18 protein-coding genes are annotated in these 16,257 nt (G+C 54.0%); 8 read left to right on the top strand and 10 right to left on the bottom strand.

Annotation, left to right across the window (positions count from 1 at the left end; translation table 11 throughout):
* The first annotated feature begins 44 nt into the window (after positions 1-44).
* On the top strand, positions 45-821 hold the full coding sequence (locus tag ACFPOF_RS31445) for a hypothetical protein (RefSeq protein WP_378139775.1): 777 nt from the start codon (positions 45-47) through the stop codon (positions 819-821).
* Between the two features lie 60 nt (positions 822-881).
* Here the strand turns inward: ACFPOF_RS31445 and ACFPOF_RS31440 are convergent, their stop codons facing one another.
* Together ACFPOF_RS31440 and mscL are read right to left on the bottom strand one after the other, a co-directional pair.
* The gene (locus ACFPOF_RS31440) at positions 882-1,523 is read right to left on the bottom strand and encodes an NUDIX hydrolase (protein ID WP_378139773.1); all 642 of its coding nucleotides are present in this window, start codon (positions 1,521-1,523) and stop codon (positions 882-884) included.
* Between the two features lie 9 nt (positions 1,524-1,532).
* Positions 1,533-2,030: a large conductance mechanosensitive channel protein MscL gene (gene mscL, locus ACFPOF_RS31435; RefSeq protein WP_378140465.1), complete on the bottom strand. Its 498-nt coding sequence runs from the start codon at positions 2,028-2,030 to the stop codon at positions 1,533-1,535.
* Positions 2,031-2,141: 111 nt separating this feature from the next.
* Here mscL and ACFPOF_RS31430 point away from each other — a divergent pair, with 111 nt between their 5' ends.
* Entirely contained in the window at positions 2,142-3,908 is a 1,767-nt protein-coding gene (locus tag ACFPOF_RS31430) for an ATP-binding protein (protein WP_378139771.1), read from the top strand.
* On the opposite strand, the gene ACFPOF_RS31425 is transcribed toward ACFPOF_RS31430, so the two are convergent.
* Positions 3,875-4,795 (bottom strand): diacylglycerol/lipid kinase family protein, encoded by a 921-nt coding sequence (locus ACFPOF_RS31425; protein WP_378139769.1) that lies wholly within the window; start codon positions 4,793-4,795, stop codon positions 3,875-3,877. The genes ACFPOF_RS31430 and ACFPOF_RS31425 overlap by 34 nt on opposite strands.
* A gap of 147 nt (positions 4,796-4,942) precedes the next feature.
* On the opposite strand from ACFPOF_RS31425, the gene ACFPOF_RS31420 reads away from it, so the two are divergent.
* The 3 genes from ACFPOF_RS31420 (at position 4,943) to ACFPOF_RS31410 (ending at position 7,620) form a co-directional block, all read left to right on the top strand.
* Positions 4,943-6,049, top strand: a complete 1,107-nt coding sequence (locus ACFPOF_RS31420) for a DNA alkylation repair protein (RefSeq protein WP_378139767.1) — start codon at positions 4,943-4,945, stop codon at positions 6,047-6,049.
* Positions 6,046-7,089, top strand: a complete 1,044-nt coding sequence (locus tag ACFPOF_RS31415) for an FUSC family protein (RefSeq protein ID WP_378139765.1) — start codon at positions 6,046-6,048, stop codon at positions 7,087-7,089. The genes ACFPOF_RS31420 and ACFPOF_RS31415 overlap by 4 nt, the downstream gene beginning before the upstream one ends.
* 261 nt (positions 7,090-7,350) lie before the next feature.
* Positions 7,351-7,620 (top strand): hypothetical protein, encoded by a 270-nt coding sequence (locus ACFPOF_RS31410; RefSeq protein WP_378139763.1) that lies wholly within the window; start codon positions 7,351-7,353, stop codon positions 7,618-7,620.
* 76 nt (positions 7,621-7,696) lie between these two features.
* Here the strand turns inward: ACFPOF_RS31410 and ACFPOF_RS31405 are convergent, their stop codons facing one another.
* From ACFPOF_RS31405 to ilvA, 6 genes are all read right to left on the bottom strand, one after another.
* On the bottom strand, positions 7,697-7,978 hold the full coding sequence (locus tag ACFPOF_RS31405) for a transposase (protein WP_378139761.1): 282 nt from the start codon (positions 7,976-7,978) through the stop codon (positions 7,697-7,699).
* 14 nt (positions 7,979-7,992) lie between these two features.
* Complete coding sequence (locus ACFPOF_RS31400) at positions 7,993-8,139, bottom strand: hypothetical protein (protein ID WP_378139759.1); 147 nt, start codon at positions 8,137-8,139, stop codon at positions 7,993-7,995.
* Positions 8,140-8,235: 96 nt separating this feature from the next.
* Entirely contained in the window at positions 8,236-8,862 is a 627-nt protein-coding gene (locus ACFPOF_RS31395) for a TVP38/TMEM64 family protein (protein ID WP_378139757.1), read from the bottom strand.
* A 75-nt stretch (positions 8,863-8,937) separates the two neighbouring features.
* A complete protein-coding gene (locus tag ACFPOF_RS31390) occupies positions 8,938-10,131 on the bottom strand; it encodes an MFS transporter (protein WP_378139755.1) in 1,194 nt (397 codons plus the stop codon).
* 21 nt (positions 10,132-10,152) lie between these two features.
* A complete protein-coding gene (locus ACFPOF_RS31385; RefSeq protein WP_378139753.1) occupies positions 10,153-11,331 on the bottom strand; it encodes an MGDG synthase family glycosyltransferase in 1,179 nt (392 codons plus the stop codon).
* Positions 11,332-11,442: 111 nt separating this feature from the next.
* Complete coding sequence (gene ilvA, locus ACFPOF_RS31380; RefSeq protein WP_378139751.1) at positions 11,443-12,711, bottom strand: threonine ammonia-lyase IlvA; 1,269 nt, start codon at positions 12,709-12,711, stop codon at positions 11,443-11,445.
* Positions 12,712-12,914: 203 nt separating this feature from the next.
* Between ilvA and ACFPOF_RS33580 the strand changes: the two genes are divergently transcribed.
* The gene (locus ACFPOF_RS33580) at positions 12,915-13,082 is read left to right on the top strand and encodes a hypothetical protein (RefSeq protein WP_465251477.1); all 168 of its coding nucleotides are present in this window, start codon (positions 12,915-12,917) and stop codon (positions 13,080-13,082) included.
* Positions 13,083-13,146: 64 nt separating this feature from the next.
* The gene (locus ACFPOF_RS31375) at positions 13,147-13,713 is read left to right on the top strand and encodes a hypothetical protein (protein ID WP_378139749.1); all 567 of its coding nucleotides are present in this window, start codon (positions 13,147-13,149) and stop codon (positions 13,711-13,713) included.
* On the opposite strand, the gene ACFPOF_RS31370 is transcribed toward ACFPOF_RS31375, so the two are convergent.
* Positions 13,667-14,338, bottom strand: a complete 672-nt coding sequence (locus ACFPOF_RS31370) for a DUF2306 domain-containing protein (RefSeq protein ID WP_378139747.1) — start codon at positions 14,336-14,338, stop codon at positions 13,667-13,669. The genes ACFPOF_RS31375 and ACFPOF_RS31370 overlap by 47 nt on opposite strands.
* A 239-nt stretch (positions 14,339-14,577) precedes the next feature.
* Between ACFPOF_RS31370 and ACFPOF_RS31365 the strand changes: the two genes are divergently transcribed.
* Complete coding sequence (locus tag ACFPOF_RS31365; RefSeq protein ID WP_378139745.1) at positions 14,578-15,783, top strand: stalk domain-containing protein; 1,206 nt, start codon at positions 14,578-14,580, stop codon at positions 15,781-15,783.
* Positions 15,784-16,257: the final 474 nt, after the last annotated feature.

Raw genomic sequence — 16,257 nt, 5'->3', positions numbered from 1 at the left:
GCGCCAACCGGCGTTTCGGCGGCGATTGAGGAGGTTCGACCGATATGCCGCTTATTCCGAATTTCCCGCCGGCTCTGCTGGAAGAACATAAACGCTGGCATCATTCCCGGCACAACGTGGATACGAACAATCCTCCCCCGGGCTATGGGCAGGAGTTTTTGCGGTTTCATCGCGACTTCATCGGCCGCGCGATGGCTTGGTACAACCAGAACGGTTACGATCCGCAGCTTGTGCAGGCGTGGACGTCCGTGCCCGAGCCGATCCGGCAATCGCGGTGTTATAACCAGCAGGCGGAAGCGCGGATTATGTACCAGCCGGAAACTTTCGCCACCGCCGACGAACTCGGCCGGTTCATCGAAGGGTCCAACTTGCACGCCTGCATCCACCAGGAATCGGCGAAACTGTTCGGCGACCCGGAGATCAACGATTTCGACACGGCGCCGCGCCACACCGAATTTTACAACATTCATCATATGGTCGATAACTGGTACCGGAACTGGGAGGGGCAAGGCCGGTTCGCGAGAGGGTATTCTTGCTGGCGCGGGGCTTTCGCAGGTGCCAACGACGAGGTATTGATGCATACCGTCTTCGACGGAAAATGGTGGCTGGCGATTTCGTCGGCCGCCGCGCCGTGGGCGGAGGTGGGAGACAGTTCGACGTTCGGACGCATGGATGATGGAAGGCCGTTTCGCGTATGGGACGTCGACGGGGACGGCAGGCTCGAGGTGCTGTTCAGGCACCCGGCTACGGGCTGCTGGAACGAAGGTAAAGTGCTAGGCGGACAGATGAAATGGCAACCGATCGTCCTGCAACCGCGATAAAAAATGCAACAACCCCCATGATTATCTCGTCTGGATAATCATGGGGGTTGTTTGTTGTCGCTATTCCCGCTCGGAGGCTAACTTACGCAGAAACTGAAACACTTCCACGTAATAGCTGTAATCCCGGGGTACGAAGGAGTCGCGGGTGACTTCGACGACCGAATCGACGAGTGAGCCGTTCCGAATCGCGATGCCTCTTGCGGACAGGCGATCGACCTTGCCTTCCATAAGCGATATGAGCTGATCCGCATCGGCTTCATACAAACCGGCAACTTCTTCCTCCTGCAAACGGAATGCCCCAAGAGGCATCTTCGTCAGTAAGCCGAACACGTGGCTGATCTCCGCGTCAGCGTAAGATCGCCCTCTAACCGTTCCTTCGGCATACTCTTTAACCGTCCCAAACGCAGTCAGATGCTCGAAAGTCGCGACGACGCCCAGTTCCTCTTCCAACTCGCGAACGACATCGCGAGGCGTCTCCCCGGCGATCAGATGGCCCGCGACCGTAATATCCAGACAACCGGGATTCGTGTCCTTGTCGTCGGAACGCTTCTGGAACAGAATACGAGCCGTGTCTTTCTCGTCGCGGCGCACGAGCCAGCAATGCACCGTATGGTGCCATAGGCCGAGCTCGTGCACTTTCGCGCGTTCCTCCGTACCGATCCAGTTGCCATCTTCATCGTAGACGTCGAATATTTCAGCCATGTGATAACGTCAGGCCTTGGCGGCTTGTCCGATCGGATCGACGTCGGACGTGCAATGCGAACATTTGGAAGCGGCAAGCGGGATTGCTGACAGACAGTAAGGGCAATCGCGCGTCGTCGGTTCCGCGGCCGGCGCTTCTTCCGGCTTTTTCCGATTGAGCTTGTTGATGACTTTAACGAGCATGAAGACGCAGAAAGCGACAAGCAGGAAGTCGATGAGAATGTTGATGAATTGTCCGTAAGCGATGACGGCTGCTCCGGCTTCACGAGCTTTGTCCAGAGATTCCGGTTTTATATCGCCGGGAAGCGTCTTGCTCGGATCCAAATTCCAGTACAAATTTTTGAAATCGACGTTGCCTAGCAGTTTGCCGATCGGCGGCATGATAATATCGTTAACAAGCGATGTGACGATTTTGCCGAATGCCGCGCCGATGATGACACCGACAGCCAAATCAATTACGTTCCCGCGCATTGCGAATGTTTTAAACTCTTGCAAAGTTGACTTAATCACCTATGAAACCTCCAATTTTAGATAAATTCGGAAAAGGAATTTGCTGCCATTCGTCGAATGCTATAGAACAAGCGACTTTCATGACTAGATACTGCGAGGGATGAATTAATGAACGGTTCCGCTGTGTCTTTCTGGCCTGCGTCTTTCTTACTTCTGGCACTGTTAATCAGCATACTCGCATCATATACTATGTTCAACTTTTTAGGCAATCTGAAAAGAATAAACGGGAACTTTAGACAATTTTGGCTAGTCGGCGGCGCCTTCGTATTCGGCATCGGCATGTGGGCGAAACATTTCATTCTGAGACACAACTACGAGGAGCAAATTTATTTCACATGGATCGGCCCAGTCGCCATGATGCTGATTATTTTTTTCTCCTTAATGTCTTTCGTCATGTTCACGTTTCAGGGCATCGGGCAGAATCGACTGATTATCGGCAGCTCGATACTTGCGTTCGGCATTATGGTCATGAATTTCATGAGCCTGTTCGGCCGAGAGATAGAAAGCATTTCTTTCAGCCTGCCCTACCTGATATTGGCGATAGGGTTGAACTTCATTGGCACGCACCTATCTTTCTTGTTGTCGGAGAGTGCTTTGCGATATCGACAATTCATGGCAAGTCTGCTGCTTGGCACTTCCGTCGTCTGTCTTCAATTGCTTGGGGAATCGGCGATTCGTATCGAATATGCGAACAATATTTTTGTCACCAAAGACAAGCTGTATACGGACATCAACCAACTCGCGGTGATTATTGCGTTAGGCGCTATCCTTATTCTGTTATCGACGATCGTAACGTGGTACATCGATAAGCGGCTCGGTCAGATGGATGAACGTTACCGGCTTCTAGTAGAGAATTCTCTCGATACGATCGCCATTCTGAAAGGCGACTGCTGGGGCTTCGTTAATGCCGCGGGATTGAGGATGTTCGAAGCGAAGTCGGATGGAGAGCTGCTCGGCAAGTCTATTTACGCGTTTTTGCCGGCGAAGGATCATTTTGCGATGAAGGAACGGCTTCATAATCTTGTTTTTACAGGCAGCGGCAAGGCGATCGAGCAAGAATGGTACACGCTTGAAGGAAAGTTGCTTCATACGGAAATTGTAGAGACGATGACGACGCTGAACAACGAACCGGCGGTACAAGTCATCATTCGCGACATATCGGAACGGAAGAAAAATGAGGAACTGATGATTAATTCCGAGAAGCTGTACGTCGCCGGCCAATTGGCGGCAGGCATCGCGCACGAGATTCGCAACCCGCTGACATCGCTTAAAGGATTTCTTCAGTTGATCGCCTCCGGGCGAAAAAGCAGCAGCAGCTATTACGACATCATGAACGCGGAGCTGGATCGGATCGAGGATATCGTAAGCGAACTGCTCATGCTGTCGAAGCCTCAAGTGTACGACCTGGCTTATCAGGATATGAGAGTAATGATGAGGGACACGGTCACGCTGCTGGAGACGCAGGCGAATTTGCATAATATTTCGATCGAGGCGGAGTACGGCACCGACCCATTATGGATTTACGGCGTGGAAAATCAAGTCAAACAAGTGTTCATCAACGTGATCAAAAACGCCATAGAAGCAATGATCGACGGCGGTGCCATCCAGATCAAGCTATCCCGCGAGAGCGACGGCGTCTATGTTCGCATTCGAGACGAAGGGCCAGGCATCGATGACGAACAGTTGGCCAAAATGGGACAGCCGTTCTACACGACGAAGGAAAGAGGAACGGGATTAGGGCTGATGGTCAGCTACAAAATCGTAGACAACCATCAAGGAAAAATCGATGTGAAAAGCCAACTAGGCGTCGGCACGCTGTTCGAGATTATGTTGCCGTTCCGTTACCCGGAAACGGCAATCAAGAAATCGAGCTGACCGGGGCGGACGACTGCGGTAATCGGCGTAACGCCGGAAGGCTCGCCGTCGCCGAAGGCAAGCATAGGGAATTCAGAACGGACGGTTGCGCTCGATCCGGACAGGATCGTGACGTAACGCGTCCTTTTGACATGTCCGCCTGTCAGCAGCGTCGGAAAGACGAGCAGGATGCGGCCGACGGAGCAATTATGGACGACGCACACGTGCAGCTTGCCGTCGTCAGGCCGCGCGTCCGGGCATATGCGTAAGCCTCCGCCGTAGCTCGGACCGCTTGCGATGACGGACAGCCAGCCTTGGGAGAATTCGTGCGGGATGCCATCGACCGTCACCGTAATGGGGCGCGGTTTGAACATGGCCAAAGCGCGGAACAGGCCGATGATATAGGCGAAAGAACCGATGCGGAGCTTGTTGCACCACCGCTTGTAGCGCGATCCGTTCACGTCGGCCGCTACGGCTCCGTCGAGACCGATGGCGACGGCAGTCAGCGTGCGCTGTTCGATGCCGCCTTCCGCAGTCGTCTCGAGCAGGTCGATCGCTCTCGTCTTGCCGGCCAAAATAATATCGAGCGCCCGCAACGGGTCGGCGGGAATGCCGAGCGTTCGTGACGTGTCGTTGCCCGATCCGGATGGAATCAGGCCATACGGAATACCCGTCCCGGCAATGATCGGCAGCAAGCCGTGTAGAGTGCCGTCGCCTCCGATAACGGCAACCGCTTTCAATCGTCCGCGCTGCACGATATCTCTAACGCGGTCTACCGCATCCGCTTCCGATACAGTAGCCAGTTTCTCGTAGGCAGTGCCAGTCGCTTTCAACTTCTCCTCGACTGCCGCCCATATTTTTTTGCCGCGGCCATTGCCGGATTTCTCGTTGACGACGAATAAAATCAAGCCGTACATGCCTCCCTGAAATTGCGACTGACTGTTTCCTATTGTCTGTCCCCTATTATAAGAGGGCGGGGGGCGGAGCGGAAGCCCTTGCGGGGAGAGCATCCGCGGATGCTATAATGAATTATTGGCAACTAGGGGGATATCAACATGGCGGAACCGCTCAAAGCGATGTACGACGAAACTTTCCTAAGGGAGTTCGCCGGCAAGGTCGCAGAGGCGTACCCTTCGTTCGATGAGAAATCGTTCGTGCGGACAACGCTCGGCCCGGGCTGGGACGAGTTAGAATTGAAAGGCAGAATGAGAAAAATTACGGAAACGCTGGGCGCGACGCTGCCTTCCGACTATGGGAAAGCGCTTGACGTTCTGGAGGCGATCTCGGACGATTGCCGTGGGTTTCCTTATTTGTTTTTTCCCGATTTCGTGGAGACGTTCGGGCTTGATCATTGGGACCGTTCGATCGCCGCGCTGGAGCGATTCACGAAGCTGTCGAGTGCGGAGTTCGCGGTGCGGCCTTTCATTAAGCGGGATCAGGCCAGAATGATGGCGCAGATGGAAAGCTGGGCGGAGCATCCGAATGAGCATGTGCGCCGATTGGCCAGCGAAGGCTGCAGGCCGAGATTGCCTTGGGCGGACGCGTTGCCGGAGCTTAAGCGAGACCCCGGACCGATCTGGCCCATTCTTGAGATGCTGAAAGCCGACCCGTCCGAATACGTGAGGAAAAGCGTCGCGAACAACTTAAATGATATATCCAAAGATCACCCGGCGCTTGTGCTTGAAGTTGCGAAGCGTTGGTTCGGGCAGCGCCAAGAATCGGACTGGATCGTCCGCCACGGCTGCCGTGGGCTGATTCGCGCGGCGAATCCGGAAGCGATGGCGCTGTTTGGAATCGTGCCGACTGATGTGGATGTGCTCGAGTGGGAGATCGAGCCGAGAGCGATACGAATCGGCGAATCGGTCAACTTCCGGTATGCGCTTCGCGTGCCGGAGGGGGAGACGACGAAGCTGCGGGTCGAGCTGGCGGTGACGTTTCCCCGTTCAACGGGTAAAATGTACCGGAAGCTGTTCAAACTAAGCGAGAAAGATTGCGAAGGCGGCTCGCGTCCAAGCGGCGGCAGAAACTTCTCGTTCGCCGACCTGTCCACCAGACGCCATTACCCTGGCGCTCACGGGATGGCGCTCGTCGTGAACGGGCGAGAAGTTGCGCGGATGGACGTGTTGTTGGCGAGCGAAGAGGACGAGGTGGAGCAAGGATGACGATTGGCGCAAGAGTGCTCAAGACCGGACTGGCCGTCGCGGTCGCGCTCTGGGTCGGCTCGCTTGTCGGGCTGGATTCGCCGCTGATCGCAGCGATCGCTGCGATCTTCACGATTCAGCCGTCGATCTACCGTTCGTGGAAGCAAGTGTTGGAGCAGGTGCAGAGCAATGTGCTCGGAGCGGCTATCGCGATCGGTGCGGTCAGTCTGATCGGCAATGCGCCGATCGTTGTCGGCCTTGTCTGCGTCGGCGTTATTTTGCTATGTATCCGGCTCAAAACTGAAGACACGATCGCATTGACGCTTGTGACCGTCGTTGTTGTCATGGAGGCCCAAGGGCAAGGCTGGACGGTCGCATGGGACAGGTTGCAAGCGATCCTTGTAGGCATGGCGTCCGCGTTCGCGGTGAACGTGATCATTGCCCCGCCGAGGCATCGCAACCGCTTTGTGAAACAGGTCGAGGAGACGCAAGCGCTGCTTTCGCGTTTGCTGAGAACGGTCGTCTCCAATGAACTGAAGGAGAACGTGTATCGCGAAGAGCAACTTCTGCTGAGGAATAAGCTTCGCAAGCTGGATGAGTTCTACGATTTGTTCGCCGAGGAGCGGGTATGGCGCAAAGGAGCCAGACTGGAACGGGGACGTCTGCTTGTCGTATACAAGGGCATGTTGCTTGCACTAGAGCGAGGGTACACGTTAATCGAAGCGGTCGAGTCGCACTACTGGCAAGTAAGCACGCCGAAAGCCTGGAATCATCTCATCGATCGGCAGATTGAAGTGCTGTGCGGCTACCACGAACAGTTGCTCTGGAAATGGGACGGCAAAATGAAACCGGGAGCGACCGCAGCCGCACCGCCTCCCGACGCATCGGCTCTTCTGACTGAGCTCATTGGCGAGCGGCAGAGCGAGGAAGTGACTTCGCGCGCGCGTATTCTCGTGATTACTTCGGCCGTCTATTCGTACGAAGAGCAGCTTCGGCGGCTGGATAAGCTGATGGAGCAGTGGCTGCAGCGGGATCAAGGCGAAGGGGAAGACGCTCTTTGAACAGAATACGAGCTATCAACGACATTCCTTGGAAGCGATTGACGACAGCTTATGGAAGAGGCACGAACCTTCCGCGGCTAATAGAATCAGGACAATATGACGAGTTAGTCAATCTGATCGAACATCAGGGCACATTGTGGCAAGCGACGCCTTGGGTGTTATGTATGTTGCTGCAAAAACTGACCACTCGGAAGCCAGAAAATTTCTTTAAGAGAAATGGAACTGTATATGACAGTAGCTTCTTCTATAACTTTGGAGTATATGGATTCGCAAAATACGGTCGATACGATGCACGAGTTGCTCGATGAAAAGTATCTTTGGCCGGAAGACGAGGAAGAGGACGATTTGCTGTGGGGGAAAGAGGAACCTCCCGGTTACGAGGAAAAAGTATTTTTCAGCTATTATTATTTCAGCCATTGTTTGCTTAAAGATGCGATTCCTTTTTTTAATACAATTATGAATAGCAATGAACAACTTTCGCCGGCTGTTAGAGAATTGCTGCTATTGCTCGAACCGGAAGTCAGCAAGTAGAGTAAGAAAAGGGAGATCCATTGGTCAGTTTAATGATCCAACGATCTCCCTTTGTGATTTTTCACTTAAAAAACCGCTATTTCTTCCCGCGATCCATTTGACGGCGGGGACTGTCGATTTTGCCTTGCTTGTCGGTGTCGTTCTCCTTCGGCACGAGACGAGGATCGGTGCGGCCTTCGTGATGGTTGTCGAAGCTTAGCTCCGTTAATGCCCACTCCGTCTCTCCGAGCATCGGGTCGGCGGGAAAGGTGTCCCCGCGATTCAACTCCTGCTCGCGTCCCCATTCGTTGCGATAGACGCCATCCACAGGCACCTGTTCGCCCGAAATCGGATCCATTCGATCCTTGTAGTCGCTCATTCGGTCGCTGCCCCCTAATCTCCGTGTTTCGTGACGGCCGCGCTGTCCGCTTCCGACTGAAGCTTTCTCGCGCGAGCTCTTCCTTCGCCCTTGCGATCCGCTTCCGATTGCGCCTTGCGGGCTTGCAATTGCTTGTCGGAAGGATGAGTGCCGTTTGACATGGCGATTCCTCCTCGTTTGCGTTCGAATACCCGATTAGGTTGCCTCGGGATACGAGGGGTTATGCTCGCAAAGATGAGGGTGAGGGGTTTGCGTAATTAGTCGTATCGTTTTTCCAGTCTGCGTCCCCCAAGCCAAAGCAGAAACAGGACGATAAGCGCGACGCCGATACGCCAAGGATGGTCGATCATTTCATGCAAGTCGTTGCCGAGATAGGCAAGACAGAAAATCATGACCGCTTTGCCGAGCATCATCGCGATCAAATAGGTGTGCATCGGAAGCCTCGACAAGCCGGAGGCCACATTGACGAGAACGGATGGCGTGAACGGAAAGCAGGAGAGCAGGAAAATCGGCGTGAAACCACTTCGCTCCACGTATCCGAACAGCTTTTCCGTCTTCGGGAACCTTCTTCGAAGCATGTCCCCTCTGCGAGTTCCAAGCTTCCGTGCGATAAGGAAGACGGCCAATGAACCAGCGGTCGCGCCGATCCACGAATACAGGAAGCCAAGCCACATGCCGTATGCGAGCGTATTGGCGATGACGAAGACGACGAGTGGCAGGAACGGTAGGAATGCTTCCAGGAAAGGTAATAAAATGCCGGGGAGCGGCCCAAGCTCGGAGTATTTTTTGAGCCACCGTTCGATTTGTTCCAGATCCAATGTCTTGATGTAAGAGATCCATTCATGAATATGCCAAGAGAAATACCCGAAATTAGGGGTTACCAATAGTTGCGACTCCATTCGGCCCTGACGGCGATAAATAATGGCGCCCCAATTCGCGGCGGAAGACGAACCTCCCTGTTACTTGACGGGGGAGTCGCCTTTGAACAGCCGGAACGGGAAAAATAAATAAAACGAGCTGATGACGATAAATAGAATGCCGGCAAGCCCAACGACGGACGATCCCCCGTAGGAGGTGGCGAGCAAACCGCCGATAACGGGACCGACGATGCCCCCGATGCCTTCGACGGTGGAAAATACACCCCAGCCGAGTCCTTGTTGGCCAGGCGGCACGAAGGCCGCGAGAAGTGCGTTCCATGCGGGCAGTACTGCAGCATAGGAGATGCCGAGCAGGAATGCCCAGAAAAGGGCCAACCCCAGCGGAGGCTTCTGCGTCAGCGCGAATAACACCATGCCGAACGACAGAAATCCTACGATAAGAAACCATTTTTTACCGAGCGCGTCCGACAGTTTGCCCATCGGGATCAGACCGACGATCGTGCAACCGCCGCCGATCAATAGCAGTACGGAATAATGCGTCGCGGTCATGCCGAGATCGTTCACCGCGAAGCTGGGCAAGATCGGCAGCAGCATACCTGCTCCGAGCGTCTGAAGCACCATGCCGGGCAGCAATAGCCGCATGTCTTTCAAACGGCTTCCGAGTATGGAAAGTTGTTTGCGGAACGGCACAACATCGATGTGCATACTTCTTCCGCCGGGAATGAGCAGCGACAGCAACCAGGAAGCAAGCGCCACGCCGGCTATGATGTAAAAAGTCAGGTCCAGGTCGATGTCGAGCAACAAGTTTGACACGATAGGGCCGCTGCCGAGGCCGACGAGCCATATCGTGTACAGGAAGCCCATTTGCGTCGCGCGTTGATCCTCTTTGATTTTCGTCAAACAGACGATCCAGATCGGGGAAATCCCGATGCCGTAGACAGCCGCAGCCGTGATGAACAGCCATGGAACGTCGGCGAATTGAAGAATGAATATGCCGATGAACGAGAAGAAAAGGCCGACGCCGACGACAGTCCTTACCGATAAACGATCGAGCAAATATCCGATTGCAAGTTTAAGCGCTGTGTCTGTCACATAATGCGCGGTAATTGCGGCGCCGATTACATCGAGTTCGAGTCCGAGCGCCTTTTCTCCATAAATCGGCAAGAAGCTGATCAGTGCGGCACCGCGAACGAATTCGACGAGGTAAAGAATAAACAAATTGAGCAGCATGTCTCGCTTCATAAAAGCATTCGTAGATAATTTCAATTGCGGCACTCCTCTTTATCGGAATCGCGTCTAGCGAGAAGTCGGCAACAAAGTCGTGCGTGGAAACGAGGCCGCCTTCGAGGAAGCTCTTTCCATTATATGCAATTGTGTTGCAATATCCAAGGCGATTCGGTCCGACGCATCGGGTTTGCGAAGCTTTTCGAGCGCTGCACGGATCGCATACGACGCGGAGTCGTCTTCCAGCAGACGGCCGGCGGCCCGCACGACGTCGTACGAATCGCGGCAAATAACGGCTGCGCCTTTTCCCGACAAGTACTTGGCGTTGCCAAGCTCCTGGCCCGGGACCGGGCGGTAAAGCAGTAGCGGAAGCCTGGCCGCAATCGCTTCAGAAAGCGTAAGTCCGCCCGGCTTCGTAATGAGGCAACGGGATGCGGCCATCAGCTCGTCGATACGTTCGACGAAACCGAGTACGGCGATCCCCGCCCGGAAAGCTAGCGCCGAAGCAAGCGAATCCCGCAGCGTTTTGTCTCGCCCGCAGATGACCGCGACTTGGGCATTGCAGCGATCGCGCAACATCAGGCACATCTTGGACGTCTCTGAAGATGGAACATTGGGCGGAGCCATCACCATGACGATAGGGCGTCGTTCATCGAGCCCATACTTGGCCGCGACGCCGGTACGCGGACCGTCCGGGCGGAAAGCCGGCCGAATCGGAATGCCGGTCGCCGCGATCCGATCGGGTCGCACACCGAGCGAGCGAAGCTGCTTGCTCATATCATCCGTCGCGACATAATATTTATCCACCGCCGGATGCAGCCAGCGGCGATGAAGATCGAAGTCCGTAATGACGTTAAACATCGGAATCGTTCGCCCGATTTTGCGGAAGAGGGTAGGAAGAACAAGCATCGGGAACGTATGAACGATCGCATCGGGATTGTCCCGTTCGATCAACTTGCGCAAGGCGACGCTGCCGAACGAATGCAACCAGTTCGCGAACGGCGAACCCGCGTCCATATCTCTCGTCGTTTCGTACACCCAGCCATACAACTGGGGCATGACGTTGTAGCTTTTGGCATAGACGAATCGGCTAACCCCGTTAAGGAACGGGTGCGCTTCCGCCAGCAGATCGATCAGCACCGTATCCGCGCCGCCCGTCCGCTCGAAGCTTTGGCTCAGCGCGGAAGCCGCTTGCCGGTGACCTTCGCCGAAGCTCGCGTACAGGATAAATATTTTGCGCCTTTTGTTCATTCGCGCACCCGCTTTCCCGATATTCGAAGCTACTTTCAACTGTAACCCGGGAGTGTAAAATACGGATAAAGCGCAGGAACGCGAACGAACCGGACGGTTGGCGGCGGCGACTCAGATGAGCAAGTTAAACAGAATCGGATCTTTATTCAGTTCGAGGAAGTGGAAGCCTTTGCTTTCCATCCGGCCAATCAAACCGCTATAATCTTCAGGCGTTTTGAGCTCGATGCCGACGAGGGCAGGGCCGTTTTCCTTGTTATGTTTCTTTGTATACTCGAATTGTACGATGTCGTCGTTCGGGCCGAGCACGTCATCCAGGAATTCCCGAAGAGCGCCTGCGCGTTGCGGGAAATTGATCATAAAGTAATGCTTCAAACCTTCGTATATAAGGGAACGCTCCTTAATCTCTTGCATGCGGTCGATATCGTTGTTCCCTCCGCTAATAATGCAGACGACAGTCTTGCCTTTAAGCTGCTCCGGATGGATAGCGGATAGGGCGGCAACAGTGAGCGCGCCTGCCGGTTCGGCGACGATGGCGTTCTCGTTGTAAAGCTCCAGTATCGTTGTACATACGCGTCCTTCGGGGATGACGACGATATCGTCCAGCAATTCGCGGCAGACGTCGTAGGTCAGATCGCCAACTCTTTTGACGGCAGCGCCATCAACGAACTTGTCGATTTCCGGAAGCGTAACGACGTGGCCGCTCGCGATCGCTTGCTTCATTGAAGGCGCGCCTTCCGGCTCGACGCCGACGATACGCGTTGCGGGACTGATCGCCTTAATATAGGTCGATACGCCCGCTGCCAGGCCGCCGCCCCCGATCGTGACGAGGAGTAAGTCAATGTCGGGCGCGCCGCCTTCGATAATTTCCTTGCCGACGGTCGCATTGCCGGCGACGATGAGAGGATCGTCGAACGGATGGATGAAGGGCAGCTCTTCCTGTGCGCTGACGCGGATCGCTTCGGCGTAGGCATCGTCGAACGTATCGCCGGTAAGCCGAATGTCGACGAACTCACCGCCGAACAGGCGCACTTGGGTAATTTTCTGACGCGGCGTCGTTGCCGGCATGTAAATAATGCCTGGAATGCCGAGTTTGCGGCACGAGTAGGCGACGCCTTGGGCATGGTTGCCGGCGCTTGCGCAGACGACGCCGCGAGCGCGTTCCGACTCGGGTAACGAAGCAATAAGCGTGTATGCACCCCGAATTTTGAAAGAACGGACAACTTGTAAATCTTCGCGCTTCAAATAGACGTTGCAGTCGAATTTGGTGGACAGCGCTTGATTGTATTGCAAGGGCGTCGGTTGGACGACATCCTGCAACACGCGATGAGCGTTCAAGATGTCGGCGAGTGAGATGGAGCGGTCAACGTTACGGTTGGACATACGGCATTTTCCTTTCGGGTGGAAGATGAGGAAGCAGGCACCTTCATGAAACATAAAAAAACCGTCCCCGAAAAAGGGACGGATCGTAATCCGCGGTACCACCCTCGTTCCTAATGTGCGTCCGGAATCGTCTCCGGCGCAACGTTAGGCGCTCGCGTGCCGTATATACAAATACGGCGTTCCCGTAACGGTGGAATCCGTCCATGGCTACTGAACCGGCGTACGCCGGCGATTCGCCTAGGCTTCTCGGGGAGGATATCGTCCGATCTTCGGCCGTCGGCTCGCAGCAAATCGCCGACTCTCTGAAGGTCGAAGGAACCGGGCAACGCGTTCCCGTCGTGGAATGTTATACATGTTATACTCTTCCGTGAAGCGGAAGTCAATGGGATGCCGTACGATTCAATCGGCAAACCAGGGGAAGGGGACAATTGCAAGGTGAGAAAATGGTTAATCGGATTTTTCGTATTCGTAATTATCATTGTTGCTGCAGGCGTTGGCGCGTTGTATTACGTCAGGCCGAGTCAAAATCTGGATTTGACGTACGAGAAAGTGCCGCTGAAAGACCGTGCGATCAGTATGGCCAAGCGCGTGTCGACGGAATTGGTTTTGACCGACGAAGATATTGTTAACTTGGCGAAAAAATCGCTGGCGGACAACCCGCAAGTCGAGCCGGATGTACTCGTGACGGGAGCGGGTTTCCGACTGGAAGGCGATGTGCTGCACGCCGACTTAAACGTCATCTGGAAAGATAGGATCAGCGCGGGCCTTAAGGTGGATTATCGGCTCAGATGGGAAGAGCCGAACGTCATCGCTACGGCGGAGTCAGCTCGATTGAAAGGCGTCAACCTGCCGCTGTCCATGTTCTCTGATCGTGTCATTACAATCGGCGACGATCTGCCCAAATTTCTGCACATTAAAGCTTTGAAGTGGGGCGACGGGCAAGTAAACGTCCAGTTCAAGAAGCCGTCGTTGAGCGACTTGAAGAGTCTAATCTCCGACTGAGGTTGGCTGTTCTGCGGCGAATAAGCCATTCCACGAAGATCAGGTTTGGCACCCAACATAACCAAGCGATAATTCTATAATAATCGTTGAATGCGTCATTTCCGAAAATCATCATGCAGATCGGAACATAGATTCGCAGCATGACGGCAGCGAAAGTCAGGGCGTAACTGCGCATCATCCATCTCCGGTGTGCAGTTCTGTCGCCGTTCGTGACGATCGCTTTGACGCCACGCAACATCGTGTACAACCAAGCGATCGCGAGCAGCAGAAAACCGGCTGTCGCGACTGGACCTCCCGAAGCGTAGAACGCAAGGTAGATGCCGGACAAGCCGCCGAGAAGAACGCCTGCTGCGTAAATTTTGCCGATCGCTTTATGCAAACCGCGAGATTTCGCTCGCCATTTTCGAATAAATTGACTCCATCCGACGACCATCGCGGCGATGCTGCCGACGATGTGTACGTACAGCACAACATACCAGAAATCGCTTAAGCTCATTTCTTTCAACTTCTGTTGGACGAAATCGGCGCTTTTCGCGTCCCCGGCAACGAAATACTGCACCGCCAAGAACAAGCTGACTGCTAAAGCAAAAAATGCGATTACATAAGATGATTTAACGACTCGCAAGAGACTTCCTCCTTTGATGAAGCCGACCTCGGCTCTCCAATACCCTTATTTTACCGATTTGGCTGAATGGCGAAATCCGACTCGAGTTCGGCTGGCGTACTGGACTTGCGTCGGAGAAGGGATTTTTCCAATATTAGGTCTAATGGTGCTTGAACGGTTGACTCGCATTGACTAGATTAAGAGGTAGACTTTTACATTTGTCGGAAAGCTGGTGCGCTATTTTGAAACGTTTATCTTTCATGTTGTTATCAGTTTTGGTTGCTAGCGCGGTTGGAGGAACGGCTTCTGCGTCTGCGGCGACGGCCGTAAACGCCGCGGTAACTGCCGCGCCCGTCACGGCGGTTAAAGCTTCGCTTCCGGTTAAAGTGACTGTGAACGGCAAAGCGGTTGATTTCGGGGTTGGTCTGTACGTTGATCATGGGAAGGCCTATGTTGAATATGGAGCTTTGTTCAAAGCACTTGGTTACGAGAGCGAGATCGATGAGGCAAGCAACGCGGTCCGCGCAAGGACGGAAGATGCCCTTGTCGTTTTGCAGGGGGAGCAAGCTTTCGCGAACGGAACATTGTACCCAAGCGCAGGGGAAACGATCGAACACAACGGCAGTGTGGTGGTCGGCGTACGCTTCGCCGCCAAACTGACGAGCTTCGGCGTCGAATGGGATGCCAAGACGAAAACGATCGCGCTGACTTATCAAGGGCCTACTGCCGAGCAAAAAGCGGCGGTTTACGACGTGTTTAACAAGCTGCAGCTGCTTGAAGCGGCGGCCGACAGCACCGGACTTGTCGCTTTAATCTCGGAAGATTCGAAGCTTGATCTGGAACAGGTTAAGAAAATGTGGGACACTGCAAAAACGAAAACGGTATACGAAGCTAAATATTTAGAGTCCTATTCCGACACGGCGGCAACCGTCACTCTCATTGAGAAAACGACGAAGGTGAGCGGCGGATTTTACCCGGATAATCGTTCCGAAACCCGTTATACGCTGCACAAGGCGAAAGATGGCAGTTGGAAAATATACAACATCGAAGTGACATACGTCGAATATACGAATGTTCCCGATTTGTTCAAGCAAACCGCCGACATTCCCGATGTGGAGAAAGCAGCGATCGGCGGAGCGTTCGAAAACCAGATCAAAGCGTTTAACGCGAAAGACGCCGACGCCTACATCGCCACTTTATTTAACGTCGCTGACAAAGCCGGGTTAAAAGCAAGTTTGACGAGCCTGTTCCAGAACGGAAGCTTGCAAGCAACCGCCGGCCAATGGGCCGTGGTGGAGTATGACGGCAGCTCGAAAGCAACGCTGCTCGCGATCGTCATCACCGAGTCGGACATTGGCGGCCAGAAACAGAAGCTACGCCAAACGGTACTGAACGAGGCGGTAAAAACAAACGGCCAATGGCTCCTTAACGCCGAAACTACCGTTCTGGCTGAAGAGGAATTGTAAAGCAATCAGTTGCAGGAGTTGGTGCGAGGATAATGTAATAGGCAGTTCAAAAGGCCACAGCCCCCATATGTCGTGGAGGTTGTGGCCCTTTGTATTGTGGCGGGGATGAGGTAAAAAGTGAGGCTGAAAGTCGTTGGAGCGGGCGAGGGACAGCGGTTGGTGATCAAGTGGAACATTAGTTTGGTAGAGCGTGCGAGTGTGTGATGATTAGTTGTCTGGTGGAACTTTATTGCGGAAGAACGTGCGAATGTCGATCGTATAGTGATCAGGTGGAACATTATTGCGGTGAAACATGCGAATGTCGGGCGATTAGTTGTCTGGTGGAACTTTATTGCGGCGGAACGTGCGAATGTCGAGCGTTTAGTGATCTGGCGGAACATTATTGCGGTGGAACGAGCGAATGTCGGGCGATTAGTGGTCTGGTGGGTCATTGGAGTGAGGGGGAGTTCACTCACCATGAGATTAATTGGTTTG

Source organism: Cohnella soli, from assembly GCF_042655525.1.
Classification (GTDB): Bacteria; Bacillota; Bacilli; order Paenibacillales; family Paenibacillaceae; genus Cohnella; species Cohnella soli.
Note: the sequence above shows the minus strand (reverse complement) of the source record. Positions and strands in the feature narration are given on the sequence as shown.

What these genes read in the sequence shown, in the direction of transcription:
- ACFPOF_RS31365 (WP_378139745.1), top strand. Translation starts at nt 14,578, where the DNA reads ATGTTGTTATCAGTTTTGGTTGCTAGCGCGGTTGGAGGAACGGCTTCT.
- ACFPOF_RS31420 (WP_378139767.1), top strand. Translation starts at nt 4,943, where the DNA reads ATGGCGGAACCGCTCAAAGCGATGTACGACGAAACTTTCCTAAGGGAG.
- ACFPOF_RS31410 (WP_378139763.1), top strand. Translation starts at nt 7,351, where the DNA reads ATGGATTCGCAAAATACGGTCGATACGATGCACGAGTTGCTCGATGAA.
- ACFPOF_RS31440 (WP_378139773.1), bottom strand. Translation starts at nt 1,523, where the DNA reads ATGGCTGAAATATTCGACGTCTACGATGAAGATGGCAACTGGATCGGT.
- ilvA (WP_378139751.1), bottom strand. Translation starts at nt 12,711, where the DNA reads ATGTCCAACCGTAACGTTGACCGCTCCATCTCACTCGCCGACATCTTG.
- ACFPOF_RS31405 (WP_378139761.1), bottom strand. Translation starts at nt 7,978, where the DNA reads ATGAGCGACTACAAGGATCGAATGGATCCGATTTCGGGCGAACAGGTG.
- ACFPOF_RS31445 (WP_378139775.1), top strand. Translation starts at nt 45, where the DNA reads ATGCCGCTTATTCCGAATTTCCCGCCGGCTCTGCTGGAAGAACATAAA.
- ACFPOF_RS33580 (WP_465251477.1), top strand. Translation starts at nt 12,915, where the DNA reads ATGGCTACTGAACCGGCGTACGCCGGCGATTCGCCTAGGCTTCTCGGG.
- ACFPOF_RS31430 (WP_378139771.1), top strand. Translation starts at nt 2,142, where the DNA reads ATGAACGGTTCCGCTGTGTCTTTCTGGCCTGCGTCTTTCTTACTTCTG.
- ACFPOF_RS31415 (WP_378139765.1), top strand. Translation starts at nt 6,046, where the DNA reads ATGACGATTGGCGCAAGAGTGCTCAAGACCGGACTGGCCGTCGCGGTC.
- ACFPOF_RS31400 (WP_378139759.1), bottom strand. Translation starts at nt 8,139, where the DNA reads ATGTCAAACGGCACTCATCCTTCCGACAAGCAATTGCAAGCCCGCAAG.
- ACFPOF_RS31385 (WP_378139753.1), bottom strand. Translation starts at nt 11,331, where the DNA reads ATGAACAAAAGGCGCAAAATATTTATCCTGTACGCGAGCTTCGGCGAA.